We start from the raw sequence: 16,563 nt of genomic DNA, 5'->3' as shown, positions 1-16,563 counted from the left end.
AAAAGATACCCCTAGATCGCGATTGTCGCCCCAACATTCAGCCTTGCGCGCAAAACAATCGATATGACATCCATATCTACTAGGGGTTACGCTAAAACTCACACCAAAGTAATGCTAAAGTAGACTTATTCTGACTATGGAGCTCTCGCGTGTTTCGACTATTACCCGTTTTATTATTTATTGCCTTGGTTTTTTTCGGTTATCAATGGCTGAAAAGCCAACCGGCGGGGAAAAAGCGTCGAGCAATCTTACAAACACTGTTTGCTCTATTAATGGTGCTGCTGATTTATCTGGTGATGACCGGACGAATCCACTGGTTAGGAGCAGCGCTAGCGGCACTCCTCCCACTGGGCAAAGTTGCCCTGGGGCTGATTGTACAAATATTACCCTTTCTAAAACGTCGCACCCAAAATCCTCAAGCAACCACCAATGGTCGAATGTCCCCCTCAGAGGCGGCCGAGGTGCTGGGATTAAAACAAAGCTTTAATCAAGGCACACTCACCCAATCGGAGTTATTAAAAGCTCATAAAGCACTTATGCAAAAGGTACACCCCGATCGTGGCGGCAATGATTATCTCGCTCAGAGGGTTAATCAAGCAAAAGACGTATTACTGCAAGAGGTTTAATCCTCAACCATGGGTTTACGCAACAACAAGTGGACATAACGACCCAAATCGCGAAAGGGTGGCCGGCGAGAATAGCTGAGCTCAAGCTCAATCACCTGGTCTGGGGCCTGCTGGCGGCTCTGCGGGTCGAGAATATAATCGTGAAATACTCTTATACCACTGTGACACAATAATTCAGCCCCCAGTGAGTCGGCCCACCCCAGTACTTGCTCAGGCTCTATGGGGTTAATGGGGGTAAGGCTGCCTCGAGATGCTCGGTAATCGGCTGCGATCACCTTTTTGTAATTGGCGCGCAGTAGATTTTTATACACCAAAGCGTGGTGATTATAAAAAATAATCGAAACATAGCCGCCTGGCTGTATTTTGTGCCACAGGCACTGTAACAACGCTTGGGGATCAACAACCCACTCCATGACGGCATGACATAAAATCACATCATAGTGCACTGTTTCTGGCAGAGACTGGATCGGGCTATGAATATACCGAACGCCTTCAGCCCCAAGTTGCGCCGCCCTAATTTTGGCTTTGCTTAACATCTTTTGTGAAAGATCACACAAGGTCAAAGAGTGGCCCGCCGCGGCCAAAGGCAGCGAAAATTGTCCCTGCCCACCACCGGCGTCTAGTATGTTGCAAGTCTTATCCGGCGTCAGAGGTACATAAGGTGCAATGGGCAAAAATCAGCAAAGTCACGATGTAACACCGCCAATCGAATCTTCCCTTTTAATTGACCGTATATATTGCGGTCAAAGCGCTCTGCCAGATCATCAAAATTGCGATCGACTCCAGAGAATTGTTTTGGCATGGCGATTTACTGAATTGTCAGGGAAAGATGTCGTATTATAGCCCTATGTGGTTTACATACATCATCGAAAACAAAAAAGGCTTACTTTATACCGGCATCACCACCGATATGGAGCGCCGCTGGTCAGAACACTGTACAGGCAAAAAAGGCGCGCGTTTTTTTCACAGCAGCCCCCCGCGTGTACTGCGTTGGTTGGAGTCACATCCGAGTCGATCCTCGGCCAGCCAGCGTGAAGCTGCCATTAAAAAACTCAACCGCAAGGCTAAGCTGTCTCTTATCGAGGCTGGCTCACCTCACCCCTGCCCCACACTGCATACCACGGTCAAATCCTAATGAATGCAAAACGCAGCCAGTGCGAGGCTTGCCAGCGCCCACCCCAGCGCTGCTTATGTGCCTATATAGAACCTACGGACAATTATTGTCCGATTGTGCTTTTACAACACCCTAAAGAGCATGGTCACCCCAAAAATACCGGCGAGCTATTAGTGCGCAGCTTATCAAATGCAACGCTGCTTCAAGGTGAGCAATTTACCCCGCAAAGCCTCTCACCCTGGCTGCAAGGGGCCGCCTTGTTGTATCCGACGGAGCCTAACGACAATGGTTCGACTACCCGCCAGATCCCATACACTCAACCGCCCAGCTGTCTGATTGTTTTGGACGCAACTTGGCGCAAGAGTCATAAAATGCTGCAGCTCAACCCCGCGTTACAGCGCTTGCCGCGCCTAGCATTAACCGCGCAATATAGCAGTCTTTACCGTATTCGCAGCGCGCGCGATCAACATCAACTTTCCACACTGGAAGCAAGTTGTTACGCTCTACAACAAATAGAGAGCAATTCGGATAAATACCGCCCTTTGCTCGAACAATTCGCTCAATATATGACCCATTTGGCCGATTTTGACCCAAATCGTTGACGGCAAACCACAGAGAACACTATGACTGATACCCCAAGCACCTTTACTTTACTTCGCCGCGAACGCAACGATGCTCTTAACTTAACCGTTGAAGAGTACGTTCACAGTGCTACCGGCGCACAGCATATCCACCTGGCTTGTGATAATTCAGAAAACGTATTTTTAGTGGCTTTGCGCACCGTGCCCGAAGACTCTACGGGTGTCGCCCACATTCTTGAGCATACTGCGTTGTGCGGCAGTCAGCGCTTTCCGGTCCGCGATCCTTTTTTTATGATGACTCGCCGGTCACTCAATACCTTTATGAATGCCTTTACCAGCCCCGATTGGACCGCCTACCCCTTTGCCAGCCAAAATAAAAAAGATTTTAACAACCTATTGGATGTCTATCTCGACGCTGTATTTTTCGCCACCCTTGACCCACTCGATTTTGCCCAAGAGGGGCACCGTCTCGATTTTCAGGAGTCGGGTAACAGCGATTCGCCTCTGGTCTTTAAAGGGGTGGTATACAACGAAATGAAAGGCGCAATGAGCTCAGTGCCTTCGCAATTGTGGCAAAAACTCTGCAGCCATTTATTCCCCACCGCGACGTATCACCACAACAGCGGCGGTGAACCAGAGCATATTCCCGATCTTGAATACGCCGATTTGCAAGCGTTTTACCGCCAACATTACCACCCCAGTAATGCCACTTTTATGACCTATGGGGATATCCCCGCTGCAGAGCATCAACAAGCCTTTGAAGCAAAAGCACTACAGCATTTTGACGCCTTGGATAAAACCATACAGGTAAACCCTGAGAAACGTTTACACAGCCCCATTCGAGTAGAAGACGCCTACCCTCTTGAAGCTGAAGATGAAGACACCAACAACAAGACCCATATCGTTATGGGGTGGCTACTGGGCAAGGTGACCGATTTAGAATCGGCTCTTGAATCGCATCTACTGGCTATGATTCTGCTCGACAACAGCGCATCTCCACTGCAGCGTGCGTTAGAGCAAACCGACCTCGGACAGGCCCCCTCCCCGCTGTGCGGACTGGAAGACAGTCAGTTTGAAATGAGCTTTGTCTGCGGATTGGAAGGCTGCGGTGAAGACGACACACGTAAAGTGGAGGCCCTGATTCTCGACACCTTACAAGAAGTCGCCGATAAAGGCGTTCCCCTTGAGGACATTGAATCGGCGCTGCACCAATTAGAACTCGCCCAGCGAGAAATTGGCGGCGATGGTTTTCCCTATGGATTGCAACTGATTATGATGGCGTTAACGGCCGCCACACACCGCGGCGATCCAATCGCGCAACTGGACCTCGAACTGGCACTGCAAGGTTTGCGCAAAAAAATCCAACAGCCCGATTTTATTCAAAACCTCGTTCAACAATCTCTATTAGAGAACACCCACCGGGTAACCCTAACTTTACGACCTGACTCACAATTAAACACTCGGGCACAAAAAGCGGAACAAACACGCTTGGCCAATATAAAAGCCAGTCTTAATGAAGCCGACTACCAATCCATTATCGACCAGGCGCAAGCGCTGGATGCGCGTCAACAACAAAAAGACGACGAAACTATTTTGCCCAAGGTTGAGATCAACGATATTCCAGAGCATATGGCGTATATTGCTGGCACTCACGAGACGCTTGGTCAATATCCGCTGTGCAGTTATGCAGCTGGTACCAATGGTTTAGTGTACCAACAACTGGTTGTACATCTGCCAGAGCTAAGCGCCGAACAACTGCAATTATTAACGGTATACAGTATCAGTTTGACCGAGGTAGGCCACGCCGATCTGGATTACCTTGCCGCCCAGCAAAGGCAAGCCAAAACTGTCGGCTCGATATCGGCACGTGTCAGTATTCGCTCAAACGGAACCGATACACAATTTACCGATGGCTATTTAATTATCTCCGCCAAAGCGCTGGCTCAGAATGCTAATGCGTGTGCACAGTTAATGTATGACACATTCATCCAAGCACGTTTTGATGAAGGGCCGAGACTGCAAGAGCTCATGGCGCAATTTCGCGCTCGGCGAGAACAATCTGTCACAGGCAATGGTCACGCATTAGCCATGGCTGCGGCAACGGCTGGTATGTCGCCCTCGGCAAAAGTGAATCATCAACTGAGTGGACTTGCCGGCATCGCTCACGCGATAGAACTGGACGAATCCAATCGCGATGAACAACATTTGCGTGCCTTTAGCGAAAATTTACAAGCACTGCATCAACGACTGCTTAACGCACCAAGACAGCTGTTGGTGGTGGGGGAAAGCGAACCATTACCCGATTACAAAGACATCCTACAAAAGGTGTGGCAGGAAAACCCTCCAGCTGAGGCCAAAGCCTTGACCTTTAACCCAGTCAATGAATGTATTCGCGAGGGTTGGGTAACCAACACACAGGTTAATTTTTGCGCCAAAGCCTATCCCACGGTCGCCTCTGACCACCCCGATGCAGCGGTATTAACCGTACTGGCTGGCATATTAAGAAATGGCTACTTACACCGGGTAATTCGCGAACAAGGCGGCGCCTATGGGGGTGGAGCCAGCCAGGACAGTAATAGTGGTGCTTTTCGCTTCTTCTCTTATCGCGACCCACGCCTAACAGAGACACTGGCCGACTTTGACGCCTCGATCGACTGGCTATTAAACAGTGAGATTGAACCTGAGGATATTGAGCAGGCAATATTGGGCGTTGTAAGCAGTATCGATAAACCCGGCTCTCCCGCCGGAGAGGCCAAACAAACCTACCATGCCGAGCTGTTTGGCCGTACAAGAGAAAAACGCGAGCAATTTCGTCAGCGTGTGCTTGAAGTGAGTGGCCCTGATTTAAAACGTGTGGCAGCTCAGTATTTGCAAGCCGATAATGCCAGTATCGCGGTTGTTGCACCAAAATCTGCCAATCGAGAACTAGAGCAACTAGGGCTGAAGGTTAAAACCCTGTAAACTCATTGAAAAGGTTGCCCCTTATTACCGAGCGAGGGGCTCTAAGCCATGCTAATCTATAAAAAAGATATATCTCGGCGATTAAACAGCTGAGACAACGCACTGACGTGTAGCGCGCCAGTTGAGTGGAGCATCAGGACGGAAGCCATACATGCAAGGTTTGGAATCGAGTTCACTGACCAACCCGGGACGTAAACGCAGTAATAATGAAGACTGCTACCTCAGCCTACCAGAGCAAAACCTGTGGATGGTTGCCGATGGCATGGGTGGGCACGAAGCCGGTGAAGTCGCCAGTGATATAGTTCGACGTACTCTGAAAGAGCAAACCACCAGCTCGCTGCAAACGGCCATTCAAAACGCCCATAAAGCAGTATTATCCGCCGCCGCCAAGGGTATTGGTGCCGAAGGCATGGGGTCGACCGTGGTCGCAATGAAACATTGGGGCGATCATTATGAAATTGCCTGGGTGGGTGACAGCCGCGCCTATCTCTACACCCCGGGTCAAGACCTCGAAGCCCTCACCACAGATCACTCCTACGTCCAAATGCTGCTCGAAAGTGGTGCCATCGAGCCCAACGAAGCTCACACACACCCCGACAAAAACATCATTACTCAGTGTTTAGGCTCGCAAGAGCTCGACGAAGTGACCGTCGATACACTCACCAAATCCTGGCAAGACAATCAGTGGATCATTCTTTGCAGTGACGGTTTATCGGATGAATTAGAAACCAGTGAAATGAGTCGAATAATTAAACAGTGCACCGACGTTAAGAGTGTTACCAGAGAATTGATACAAGCCGCTTTACGCGCCGGTGGTCGCGATAACATTACCGTCCAGGCGATTGCAGCCCCAACAACAAAACCCGGTGTTTTTAGTGCGCTATCTCAGTGGGTACCGATTTTTACTCACAACCGTACACTGGACAAATTAATATTCGGCACCGCATTTTTATTACTGCTCGCCTTGCTATATTGGACATTTAAGTAACTTGCCTCATGCAGATACCCGGCTACCGATTTATTAGAAAAATAAACCACGGCGGCATGTCGACCGTTTATCTGGCGATCCAAGAGAGCGTCGGCCGTGTTGTGGCGTTAAAAATCATGTCGCCGGCTCTCAATAGCGACCCGAGTTATAGTGAGCGCTTTCAACGTGAAGCCAATATTGTTGGTCAATTATCGCACCCGCACATTGTGTCAATATATGACATAGGGCGTCACAACAATTACAATTATATCGCGATGGATTACCTTCCCGGCGGCTCTATTCACGATAAAATGCTAGAGGGAACCAACGCTCAGCAAGCACTTAAAATTTTAAAAGAAATAGGCTCAGCGCTGGATCACGCCCATGAGCGAGGCTATATACATCGCGATATTAAACCCGAAAACATACTCTTTCGCGACGACGGATCCTCAGTACTTACCGATTTTGGAGTCGCCCGCGCGCTCGCTATAGGTTCACGTGCCACCCATGCCGGTACGGTAGTCGGCACACCACACTACATGAGTCCCGAGCAAACTCGCGGCAAAACAGTGGACGGCCGCTCTGACCTTTATAGCCTCGGAATCGTTTTTTATGAAATGCTGACCGGCACTGTGCCCTATCAAGGGGAAGAGGCTGTCACCATTGCCTTAAAACACTTGGCATCGCCTCTGCCCACCCTACCCGCCCAATTTATTCGTTTTCAGCCCATCCTGGATAAATTGCTGGATAAAGAGGCGGAAAAGCGCTATCAAACCGGACGCGAGCTGGTCGCCGACATTGAAATGCTGCAGTTGCAGATGCGTAATCAAGGCGATGAATATTTATCCAGCGGTGGTGGCTTAGGGCGTCAATTTGCTAGCTTATTCAGTGTTCTGCTGCGTAAAACTCGCTCCAACTTTATTCAAGTCAGCAGCAAGTTGTGGCAAATATGTAAATCACTGCGTTTCAATCGTGAGCAAGGGTTTTATCGAGCAGAAAATACCACTCACAATATAAGCGATCAATTGACTCAGCAAAACACATTGGTCGCCACCCGAATTCAACAACAGTATCAGCAAACCGGCTGGCTAAACACTTGGCGGCAGATACCCGTCAATTATCGCTGGACCTTGATCGGCGCCAGCGGACTTTTTCTACTGGCCCTCGCATTGTTGTTTTTGCAGTCGGCCGAAACCCTACCTGTTAAAGAAACTCCAACAAAGCCTTTAACGGTTTCTGTTCAAGCTGACAGCCCCAAATTGCAAAGATCTAAACCAGCGACACTCGACACCTCTCTGACACCGCACGAGCATAGCGCCCAAGAGTCGGGCATTAACCGTGATCAGACAGCGGCTTTGAGCAGTAATAACGTAAACTTAGACAGCTCATACCCTGAATTATTAAGCCAAGCCGCCTCGACACCATCAAACGAGGCAAACACAACTCTTAGAGAAGAAACGAAGGTTTTCGGAGTTGAAACGGCATTAGCGGCTAGCGCAGGCAAGGCCATAGACAACAAAACTAACCCCGAGCCTATCGCACCTAGCGAGCATTTGGCACTCACAACAAATAAATCGATAGCAACAACGTCGGAATCAACCGACACCACTGAGCCGAAACTGACCTCGCCATCTGTTTCAGACGAACTGCTGACCGACACATTGCAAACGCCAACAGACAAAACAACGGAAACACTCAGCGCCAACGAAGAAAGTGAATCAGAAGCGGTCGAATCTGACCCAACTCCAGCCCGTTTTGCACTGACCGTCACTACCGATCCCGCATCTGCTCGGGTTCGTATTATGAATATCCGCCCCAAATATAGCGACGGCATGAAACTCAAGCCCGGACGCTACCGTGTAGAAGCTACCGCACCTGGTTATCAAAGATACTTGCGGTGGGTTAAGTTAAGCTCACAAGACTTAACCCACAAAATCACTTTAAAACCCGCCAAGCTAGCAGGCAGTGAGTTTTCTGACTTACTAAAGGCAGGTGGTAAAGCACCAGCCATGGTGGTAATTCCAGCGGGAGAATTCACACTGGGCGGCCCCGATGACGACACCCAACCGTACCAAAAAATTCGCTTCAACCAGCCTTTTGCCATCGGCAAATATGAAGTGACTTTTGCACAATACGAGATTTTTGCACAACAGCAATCTCTCGCCCTACCCGGCGACAATAAATGGGGCCGCAAAGACCGCCCGGTGATTAACGTCAGCTGGGAAGAGGCATCACAGTACGCGCGCTGGTTAAGCAAGCAAACCGGGCACACTTACCGCCTACCCAGTGAAGCCGAGTGGGAGTATGTGGCCAAAACCGGTCGTAACACGGCATTTTGGTGGGGCAACAATGTGCGAGATGCGTCGCAAAAAGCCAACTGCCGGCGTTATTGTGACAGTGATTACACAGGATTATTTCGAAGTAAAACCGCTCCTGTCGGCAGCTTTGCAGCCAGCGATTTCAACATCCATGACAGTGCTGGCAATGTCGCAGAATGGACCGCCGATTGTTATCAAGATAGCTATGAAGGTTTAGCCGGCAACGGACAAGCCCGCACTCAAGACAATTGTTCAACTCGGGTTATTCGCGGTGGCTCAATGCTGGATGACGCCGATGAAGTGACCGCGTTTAAGCGTCGTCACCAGCCAGCACACACACTGCATGAAGATGTGGGCTTCCGCTTAGTTCGTGAATTAAAATAAGCATCGCTAGACGGCCGAGGCTTTTAGGGTATTGATTTGGTCGCGAATAGCCGCAGCCTTTTCAAACTCTAAATCTTTTGCGGCCTTCATCATTAGCGTTTCTAACTGCTCAATTTGTTTAAAAACATCACCGCCGGCCGGCAGCTCAACCGCAGGTTTAACACCTTTTCGGTCGCCCTTGCGTTGCATGCGCCCACCCGCTCCAGGCACCTGCGAGCCTTCAAGAATATCGGCAATATTTTTACGAATACCCTTAGGCGTAATGCCGTGAACTTTATTGTGCTCTACTTGCTTGGTACGGCGACGATCGGTCTCGTCGATGGCGCGCTCCATGGAGCCGGTCATACGGTCGGCGTACAAAATAGCCTTGCCATTCACATTGCGCGCGGCGCGACCAATAGTCTGAATCAGCGATCGCTCTGAACGCAAGAAACCTTCTTTATCAGCATCGAAAATAGCCACCAGAGCCACCTCGGGCATATCCAAACCTTCACGCAAGAGATTAATACCCACCAGCACATCAAACTCACCCAGGCGTAAATCGCGAATAATTTCTATCCGTTCAACGGTGTCAATATCTGAGTGCAAATAACGCACCCGCACACCTTGTTCCGTTAGGTAATCAGTTAAATCTTCCGCCATGCGTTTGGTCAACACAGTAATCAGAATTCGCTCATCGACATCGACCCGCTTGTGTATTTCCGACAACACATCGTCGACTTGAGTGGTGGCCGGGCGAATTTCAATTTCCGGGTCCACCAGACCTGTTGGGCGAACGACTTGCTCGACGACTTGACCGGCGTGTTCTTGTTCATAAGGGCCCGGCGTGGCGGAGACAAAAATCATTTGCGGGGCGCGCGACTCCCACTCATCAAAGCGCATCGGCCGATTGTCGAGAGCCGAGGGTAAGCGAAAACCGTATTCAACCAGTGTCTCTTTACGCGACCGATCACCTTTATACATGGCACCAATTTGCGGAATGGTCACATGGGACTCGTCTATAACCAGCAGTGCCTCTGCCGGTAAATAATCAAATAAAGTGGGCGGCGCATCACCGGGCTCCCTGCCGGATAGATAGCGAGAGTAGTTTTCAATACCATTGCAATAACCCAGCTCTTGCATCATTTCTATATCGTAGCGGGCCCTCTGCTCTAATCTTTGTGCCTCGACCAACTTGTCGTTATCCCGCAATTGCTTTAGACGCTCTTCCAACTCGACCTTGATTTCTTCGATCGCTTCCAGAATTTTTTCTCGTGGCGTCACGTAATGTGACTTGGGATAAATCGTCATGCGCGGAACTTTATTTAATACTTCTCCGGTTAACGGGTCGAAGATAGAGATTTGCTCGATCTCGTCATCAAATAGTTCAATTCGCACAGCTTCATATTCTGAATCAGCGGGGAAAACATCAATAACATCGCCCCGCACCCGGTAGGTGGCCCGATGAAAGTCGGCGTCATTGCGAGTGTATTGCAGCTCGGCCAATCGACGTAAGATTTTACGTTGATCGATACGATCTCCCCGAACCAAATGTAGAATCATCTTGAGATAAGAATCGGGGTCGCCCAAGCCGTAAATGGCAGAAACCGTTGCCACCACAATCGCGTCTTTACGTTCCATCAATGCTTTTGTAGCCGAGAGGCGCATTTGCTCTATGTGCTCATTAACCGAGGCATCCTTTTCAATAAAGGTATCCGACGAGGGCACATAGGCTTCGGGCTGATAATAATCGTAATACGAGACAAAGTACTCCACCGAATTGCCGGGAAAGAACTCTTTAAATTCACCGTAAAGTTGAGCGGCCAGGGTTTTATTGTGCGCCATCACCAGTGTAGGTCGCTGCGCCTGGGCAATCACATGAGCTATTGAAAAGGTTTTACCTGAGCCCGTAACCCCTAATAATGTCTGATGAGCTAAGCCGGAATCTATGCCATCCACCAAACCCGCTATAGCGGTGGGCTGATCACCAGCAGGAGCGTAATCGCTGACCACTTCAAATTCTTTCGTCATCTAGATTTCCAAAATCCAATACACAATAACCCGCCATTGTAACTGAAACGACGATTTTTTCAGCGACGCATGTACTTTGCTCGCCTAAAATGGGCCTGAATCTGGTGCCTCAGCGCGAGACCGTGAATTGTGCCAGAAGAATATCCGCTAAGGCGTGAGTCGCAGGCCCCGCCACATCTTGATTGGCAAACACTAAATAGAGCGGTAGTAACCTTTCGCCACCTTCAGCGATAGGCAACTTCTTCAAGCTGCCCTCCAAAAGGTCGCGTTCAATATATCCCTCCGGCATCCAGGCGAAGCCCAGCCCCTGCTTGACTGCGCCCAGTGAGGTAGAAAAATGCGCAAAAGTCCAGCGTTGCTCGGCCTCTTGCCAGCCCGCGCTATAGCGCCTGTGTACTCCCGTGTCTCGCACAACGAGTTGGCGCTGGTGACGTAAATCCTCCTGTACGACGGGGCGCCCTAGGTGATGTAAAGGGTGCTGCGGAGCGGCCACACCGACCATGGTCACAGCCCCCAGCCTCTGCCCTAGGAAACCAGCTGGAACTCTGGCAGTAATAGCTAAATCAACATGTTTTTGTACCAAGGCATCTTCTGTACCACTGAGGGCCGACTCTAGAACATCGACCCGAGTATCGGGGTAGGTTTCCGAGAACAAATCAAGACACTTCAACCACTGACAGCTGGGAACTAATAAGTCTGCCGCTAGCCCCACCTCGGGCTCGATTCTTTGCCCCAGGCGCTCGGCGGCCCCTTCCAACGACTTGGCCTCGGCCAATAAGTGTTTGGCGCGCTGGTACAGTGCATTGCCAGCCGATGTGGCTATTGCCCTGCGCCCCTCCAGTTGAAAGATTGCAATATTGAGCGCTTGCTCTAGCTGGTTAATCGCGTACGAAACCGTAGATTGGCTTTTACCCAAGGCCTCGGCGGCCTTGGCGTAACCACCGGCCTCAATAACGGCGATTAGCGCTCGCCATTGGTCTAAGGTCACTTTCACAGTCTCTCCTTCTCCTCGCTCATGCAATCGAAATTTTCGATATAAAGCCCGCAAAATAAGCTATTTATCATCTGTTTGCCAGATATTTAAATAGTCTTATGCTTTTCATCACGGAGAAACAAACATGAAAACCTTACTGCAAATAAAAAGTAGCCTGAACGGCAGCTCAGGGCAATCGTCGCAATTAAGCCACCTATTTAGCGAACGCTGGATGGGTGAAAACCCAGAGGGAACGGTGGTCACCCGCGATCTAGCACAAACACCTGTGCCACACCTCGATGCCGAACGATTCGCCGCCTTTTTAACCAAACACTCTGAGCGAAGCGAACGTGAGCAGAGTATTGTCGCTTTCTCAGACAAGCTGATTGACGAGTTACGAACAGCCGATGTCATCACCATTGGACTGCCGATGTACAATTTGGGTATTCCCTCAACGCTCAAAGCCTATTTCGATCATATTGCGCGAGCTGGGGTAACCTTTCAATACACCACTCATGGCCCCCAAGGTTTATTGGCAAATAAACCAGTCTATATATTGGCCGCCCGCGGTGGGGTTTATTCAGGCACCCAAGCGGACTCTCAATCGGGCTATATGAAAACCTTTTTAAACTTTATTGGATTGACCGATGTACAATTTGTCTACGCCGAAGGCCTTAATATGCAGGAAGACATTCGCTCCCATGCCCTATTAGAGGCGACAAAAGAAATTAAAAAATTGGCAGCAGCGTAATCAATAAGGGCAGAGCAATGAACGCAGTGAAAAGTGAAATACGACAAGTTCGGGAGTTACGACAAATCATTCCTGCGCTTACAACTCAGGACGGCGCGGGGGTAAAGATTAAACGCAGCTTGGGCCAGTCAGCAGAAGCCAGACTCGACCCCATTCTGATGCTCGATGAGTTTAATTCCGATCAGGCCGATGATTATATTTCTGGATTTCCGGCACATCCACACCGAGGTTTTGAAACTGTCACCTATATGCTCGACGGGCATATGTTACACGAAGATCACCTAGGCAACCGGGGCAACTTACGCGCTGGAGACGTGCAGTGGATGACCGCGGGCCGAGGCATTATTCATTCTGAAATGCCCCAGCAAGAGAAAGGCCGAATGCGCGGCTTTCAACTCTGGATTAATTTACCCGCCGCAGAAAAAATGCAGCCGGCGGCCTATCGAGACATCAATGCCGACTCTATACCAGTGGTAGACCTCAACAGTGGAGTAAGAGTTAAAGTTATCGCCGGTGAATTCTCTACCATTGCGGGCACTACTGCAGCAGCGCTACCCAAATCTAGCGTCGACCCTCTTTATTGGGATGTTACCTTGCCAGATGGGGTGAGTGAATCTTTGGCGGTACCACCCAACCATCAGCTAATGATCTACCCATACCAGGGTGAGATATTAGTGGGTGAATTGCACCGACGCCTGCCCTGCTCACAGGCGGGAATTTTAACCAGCGGGAGCACTATTGAGCTGCAGGGCACAGGTCCGACACGAGCTTTAATCATTGGCGGCAAAGCCATCAACGAGCCTATCGCCCAACACGGACCGTTTGTCATGAACACTGATAAAGAGATAGAACAAGCGATTTATGATTATCGCTGCGGGAAGTTAACAGAAACATAGAAACCAGCCGCTTTACGACTGGCTTACAACACACAATTATTACTGTGGTGGTCTCATATGCTTATTCATAAACTGAGAGACTTGCTCCCAATTTTCTTTGACCACGGCCACGTCTTCAGGGTTGGCATCCACGGGTTTCGCCACTTGTTCCATACGCTCGCGCTGATCTTCTGGCACTGAGGCCAACAACTGTTCCCGCATGTATGCACCAATGGCCAAACCAATGCGAGAGCTCACTCGCATATATTCGCCAGCGCTTTCCCAGTCAAACTGTTTTAGCACTGGGTAGATTTGATCATAAACGCCCTCTTGCTTGAGCATTTCATCCATAACCTCATCTTGCTTTGCCGGCGCCAAAGCTTTGAACTCTTCTTCTGTATACTGATTGGCAATGGTTTCATTTTTTGCCATTTTGGTAAAAGCATCTTGCATAGGCATCAGTTGTTCCGTGGCACCCAACCATGCTTCCACATCGGCATTAGTCAATTTTTCCGCAGCCGAGGCAACAACCGACAACAATGAGAACAAAAGCGCAGCACACAGCATTGCCAAGCCACGAATTGATTGAAATTGCATACCTAATCTCCTAAAGCAAAGACTTAAATCTTGTTAAAAACGATACAGAGTAAGCGCTAATAGCGCCCAAGCCCAAAAAAGTAGAAAAACCACACCGGGAGTTAACACGCCTAACGCTAAGCCCGCCACACCAAAACTCGTCATGACGGGATAAATCACAAACAGCTGTATTAACGCTGGAATTAGCGCGACCCAAACAGAGCGCAGCAACCAGCGGCTTGCCGTGAGCGGCATAAGGATCAAAAATCCACACACGCCGCCCCACACCATTTTAGGGTATAAACCCACAGCACTGATGCTGGGTGACAAATCCGCACCCAGTTCGTAATATACGCCGAATTTCGCTAACAACCATTGCGCTAGAGTTACCAATAGTGCCGCGAAGCTGCCGCAACCGTAAACCAATAACCATTTTCTCATTATTTTACACATGCCATTGTAGGTATTTGTTACAATTTGTAGTTATTAATAACCACACCAATCGTCGAGTAGTCAAAGCCCCCGCCACTGAGAACACTCTAGCTGAAACTAGGCTTGGCTACTATAGACAGGTTAAAAGGTTTGTGAAACCCCATGTTTTCTTTTTTCGAACGACTTCTCACGCCATTTCCTACGGCAGAGGCAAAACAGCCGCCGAGCACTCTATTGGCTTTTTGTTTACATTTTAGTCGTGGTGCCAAACGTTATCTCATTTTAATGGCCATGCTCGCAGCGAGCCTCGCCGTGATAGAGATCACGCTTTTTGCAGCATTGGGTAATTTGGTGGATTGGCTCAATACAACCTCTCCCGATCGCTTATGGCAAGCACACAGCGGCAAGCTTCTGGCACTGGGAGGCACTCTATTAATTGGCTTACCACTGCTGGTAGCTCTGCACTCCATGCTTATACATCAGACCATGCTGGGTAATTTCCCCATGGCTATTCGCTGGCAGGCGCACCGCTATTTATTACAGCAAGGCCTTGCCTATTTTCAGGAAGAGTTTTCCGGCCGGCTTAGCACCAAGCTTATGCAAACAGCCCTGGCGGTACGTGAAAGCGTCATGAAGCTGTTAGATGTTGCCGTGTATGTCGCTGTGTATTTTGTCAGCATGGTGGTGCTTATGGCCACTTTGGATTTGCGCCTTGCAGTGCCGATGGTAATCTGGATTATTATTTACTGCTTAATACTGATTTACTTTCTTCCCAAGTTGCGCCGAGTGGCTACCGCTCAGGCTAACGCCAGAGCCGATATGACCGGGCGTATTGTCGACACCTATACTAACATCCACACAGTTAAGCTCTTTTCTCATGCCGGAAGAGAGGCAGAATATGCCCGGCAAGGTATGGACAATTTCCTGCAAACCGTACACCCGCAAATGCGTTTGGCCACCCGATTAAATATATCCGTCTGGACACTTAATTCGGCACTGATTTTCACCCTGGCAGCCTTGGGGATTACCCTGTGGATACAGGGCGATATAAGTACAGGCGCCATTGCCGCAGCACTGGCCATGGTGCTGCGTATCAATGGTATGTCGCAGTGGATTATGTGGGAAGTATCCACTTTGTTTGAAAATATCGGTACCGTGCAAGATGGTGCCAATACACTGTCGCAAGCAATTTCAGTCACTGACAGCCCTCAAGCGCCCCACTTGAAAGTGCGAGCAGGTGAAATAAAATTTGAACAAGTAAACTTTTCCTATGCGAAAGGGAAAAACGTCATTGAAGACTTTTCCCTGCATATTAAAGCCGGCGAGAAAATTGGTTTCGTCGGTCGCTCTGGCGCCGGCAAGTCCACCTTGGTTAATTTACTACTGAGATTTTATGATATAAACCAAGGCCAATTAACAATAGACCAGCAACCGATTCGGGCCGTCACTCAGGAGAGTTTGCGCCAGCATATAGGCATGGTTACTCAAGATACATCTCTTTTACACCGCTCGATTCGAGACAACCTCACCTATGGACGCCCCAAGGCCACCGATAACCAGATGATCACGGCCGCCCAGCAAGCACAAGCTCACGATTTTATTATGGGGCTGGAGGATAGCGAAGGCAGAACTGGGTACGATGCACATGTGGGAGAACGCGGAATAAAACTATCGGGTGGACAAAGACAGCGCATTGCCATTGCCCGTGTGCTACTAAAGAACGCCCCTATTTTGATTTTGGACGAAGCGACATCGGCACTGGACTCTGAGGTGGAGTCGGTCATACAGAACAATTTAACTACTTTAATGAATGATAAAACCGTTATCGCCATTGCCCATCGCCTATCAACTATTGCCGCGATGGATCGCTTAATTGTTTTAGATAACGGCAAAATAGCCGAGCAAGGAACCCATTCTGAGCTACTCGCACGTAAAGGTATTTACGCACAGCTATGGCATCATCAATCTGGTGGCTTTTTGGGTGAAGATTAATGG

At 49.4% G+C, this 16,563-nt stretch carries 14 protein-coding genes; 9 read left to right on the top strand and 5 right to left on the bottom strand.

What is annotated here, in order from left to right:
• The first annotated feature begins 149 nt into the window (after window positions 1-149).
• Window positions 150-626, top strand: coding sequence for a molecular chaperone DnaJ (locus tag Q4563_RS00750; RefSeq protein WP_303603283.1), 477 nt, complete (start codon window positions 150-152; stop codon window positions 624-626).
• Here Q4563_RS00750 and Q4563_RS00745 read toward each other — a convergent pair.
• On the bottom strand, window positions 623-1,300 hold the full coding sequence (locus Q4563_RS00745) for a methyltransferase domain-containing protein (protein ID WP_303603282.1): 678 nt from the start codon (window positions 1,298-1,300) through the stop codon (window positions 623-625). The two genes, Q4563_RS00750 and Q4563_RS00745, sit on opposite strands and share 4 nt — an antisense overlap.
• A 173-nt stretch (window positions 1,301-1,473) precedes the next feature.
• Between Q4563_RS00745 and Q4563_RS00740 the strand changes: the two genes are divergently transcribed.
• The 5 genes from Q4563_RS00740 to Q4563_RS00720 all read left to right on the top strand — a co-directional run bounded on the left by Q4563_RS00740 (window position 1,474) and on the right by Q4563_RS00720 (window position 8,951).
• The gene (locus tag Q4563_RS00740; protein WP_303603281.1) at window positions 1,474-1,761 is read left to right on the top strand and encodes a GIY-YIG nuclease family protein; all 288 of its coding nucleotides are present in this window, start codon (window positions 1,474-1,476) and stop codon (window positions 1,759-1,761) included.
• Entirely contained in the window at window positions 1,761-2,342 is a 582-nt protein-coding gene (locus tag Q4563_RS00735) for a tRNA-uridine aminocarboxypropyltransferase (protein WP_215977346.1), read from the top strand. The genes Q4563_RS00740 and Q4563_RS00735 overlap by 1 nt, the downstream gene beginning before the upstream one ends.
• 21 nt (window positions 2,343-2,363) lie before the next feature.
• Entirely contained in the window at window positions 2,364-5,282 is a 2,919-nt protein-coding gene (locus Q4563_RS00730; protein ID WP_303603280.1) for an insulinase family protein, read from the top strand.
• 151 nt (window positions 5,283-5,433) lie between these two features.
• Complete coding sequence (locus Q4563_RS00725) at window positions 5,434-6,270, top strand: PP2C family protein-serine/threonine phosphatase (RefSeq protein WP_215977344.1); 837 nt, start codon at window positions 5,434-5,436, stop codon at window positions 6,268-6,270.
• An 8-nt stretch (window positions 6,271-6,278) separates the two neighbouring features.
• Window positions 6,279-8,951, top strand: a complete 2,673-nt coding sequence (locus tag Q4563_RS00720; protein WP_303603279.1) for a bifunctional serine/threonine-protein kinase/formylglycine-generating enzyme family protein — start codon at window positions 6,279-6,281, stop codon at window positions 8,949-8,951.
• 6 nt (window positions 8,952-8,957) lie between these two features.
• Here the strand turns inward: Q4563_RS00720 and uvrB are convergent, their stop codons facing one another.
• Together uvrB and Q4563_RS00710 are read right to left on the bottom strand one after the other, a co-directional pair.
• Window positions 8,958-10,961 (bottom strand): excinuclease ABC subunit UvrB, encoded by a 2,004-nt coding sequence (gene uvrB, locus Q4563_RS00715; protein WP_215977342.1) that lies wholly within the window; start codon window positions 10,959-10,961, stop codon window positions 8,958-8,960.
• Window positions 10,962-11,070: 109 nt separating this feature from the next.
• On the bottom strand, window positions 11,071-11,955 hold the full coding sequence (locus Q4563_RS00710; protein WP_303603278.1) for a LysR family transcriptional regulator: 885 nt from the start codon (window positions 11,953-11,955) through the stop codon (window positions 11,071-11,073).
• Between the two features lie 124 nt (window positions 11,956-12,079).
• Here Q4563_RS00710 and Q4563_RS00705 point away from each other — a divergent pair, with 124 nt between their 5' ends.
• Window positions 12,080-12,685 (top strand): FMN-dependent NADH-azoreductase, encoded by a 606-nt coding sequence (locus tag Q4563_RS00705; protein WP_303603277.1) that lies wholly within the window; start codon window positions 12,080-12,082, stop codon window positions 12,683-12,685.
• A 17-nt stretch (window positions 12,686-12,702) separates the two neighbouring features.
• Window positions 12,703-13,581: a pirin family protein gene (locus Q4563_RS00700; RefSeq protein ID WP_303603276.1), complete on the top strand. Its 879-nt coding sequence runs from the start codon at window positions 12,703-12,705 to the stop codon at window positions 13,579-13,581.
• 39 nt (window positions 13,582-13,620) lie between these two features.
• Here Q4563_RS00700 and Q4563_RS00695 read toward each other — a convergent pair whose 3' ends face one another.
• Window positions 13,621-14,157, bottom strand: coding sequence for a hypothetical protein (locus Q4563_RS00695; protein WP_303603275.1), 537 nt, complete (start codon window positions 14,155-14,157; stop codon window positions 13,621-13,623).
• A 33-nt stretch (window positions 14,158-14,190) separates the two neighbouring features.
• Window positions 14,191-14,577 (bottom strand): hypothetical protein, encoded by a 387-nt coding sequence (locus tag Q4563_RS00690; RefSeq protein ID WP_303603274.1) that lies wholly within the window; start codon window positions 14,575-14,577, stop codon window positions 14,191-14,193.
• Between the two features lie 153 nt (window positions 14,578-14,730).
• On the opposite strand from Q4563_RS00690, the gene Q4563_RS00685 reads away from it, so the two are divergent.
• The gene (locus Q4563_RS00685) at window positions 14,731-16,560 is read left to right on the top strand and encodes an ABC transporter ATP-binding protein (protein WP_303603273.1); all 1,830 of its coding nucleotides are present in this window, start codon (window positions 14,731-14,733) and stop codon (window positions 16,558-16,560) included.
• The last annotated feature ends 3 nt before the right edge of the window (window positions 16,561-16,563 follow it).

It is taken from the genome of Gilvimarinus sp. 1_MG-2023, assembly GCF_030548285.1.
The sequence above is the reverse complement of the archived record's forward strand: the minus strand, read 5'-3'. Positions and strand labels throughout refer to the sequence as shown.

Excerpts from the sequence above, each read along its gene's own strand:
- Q4563_RS00720 (WP_303603279.1), top strand. The coding sequence starts at position 6,279 with ATGCAGATACCCGGCTACCGATTTATTAGAAAAATAAACCACGGCGGC.
- Q4563_RS00685 (WP_303603273.1), top strand. The coding sequence starts at position 14,731 with ATGTTTTCTTTTTTCGAACGACTTCTCACGCCATTTCCTACGGCAGAG.
- Q4563_RS00740 (WP_303603281.1), top strand. The coding sequence starts at position 1,474 with ATGTGGTTTACATACATCATCGAAAACAAAAAAGGCTTACTTTATACC.
- Q4563_RS00705 (WP_303603277.1), top strand. The coding sequence starts at position 12,080 with ATGAAAACCTTACTGCAAATAAAAAGTAGCCTGAACGGCAGCTCAGGG.
- Q4563_RS00730 (WP_303603280.1), top strand. The coding sequence starts at position 2,364 with ATGACTGATACCCCAAGCACCTTTACTTTACTTCGCCGCGAACGCAAC.
- uvrB (WP_215977342.1), bottom strand. The coding sequence starts at position 10,961 with ATGACGAAAGAATTTGAAGTGGTCAGCGATTACGCTCCTGCTGGTGAT.
- Q4563_RS00690 (WP_303603274.1), bottom strand. The coding sequence starts at position 14,577 with ATGAGAAAATGGTTATTGGTTTACGGTTGCGGCAGCTTCGCGGCACTA.
- Q4563_RS00735 (WP_215977346.1), top strand. The coding sequence starts at position 1,761 with ATGAATGCAAAACGCAGCCAGTGCGAGGCTTGCCAGCGCCCACCCCAG.
- Q4563_RS00695 (WP_303603275.1), bottom strand. The coding sequence starts at position 14,157 with ATGCAATTTCAATCAATTCGTGGCTTGGCAATGCTGTGTGCTGCGCTT.
- Q4563_RS00700 (WP_303603276.1), top strand. The coding sequence starts at position 12,703 with ATGAACGCAGTGAAAAGTGAAATACGACAAGTTCGGGAGTTACGACAA.
- Q4563_RS00725 (WP_215977344.1), top strand. The coding sequence starts at position 5,434 with ATGCAAGGTTTGGAATCGAGTTCACTGACCAACCCGGGACGTAAACGC.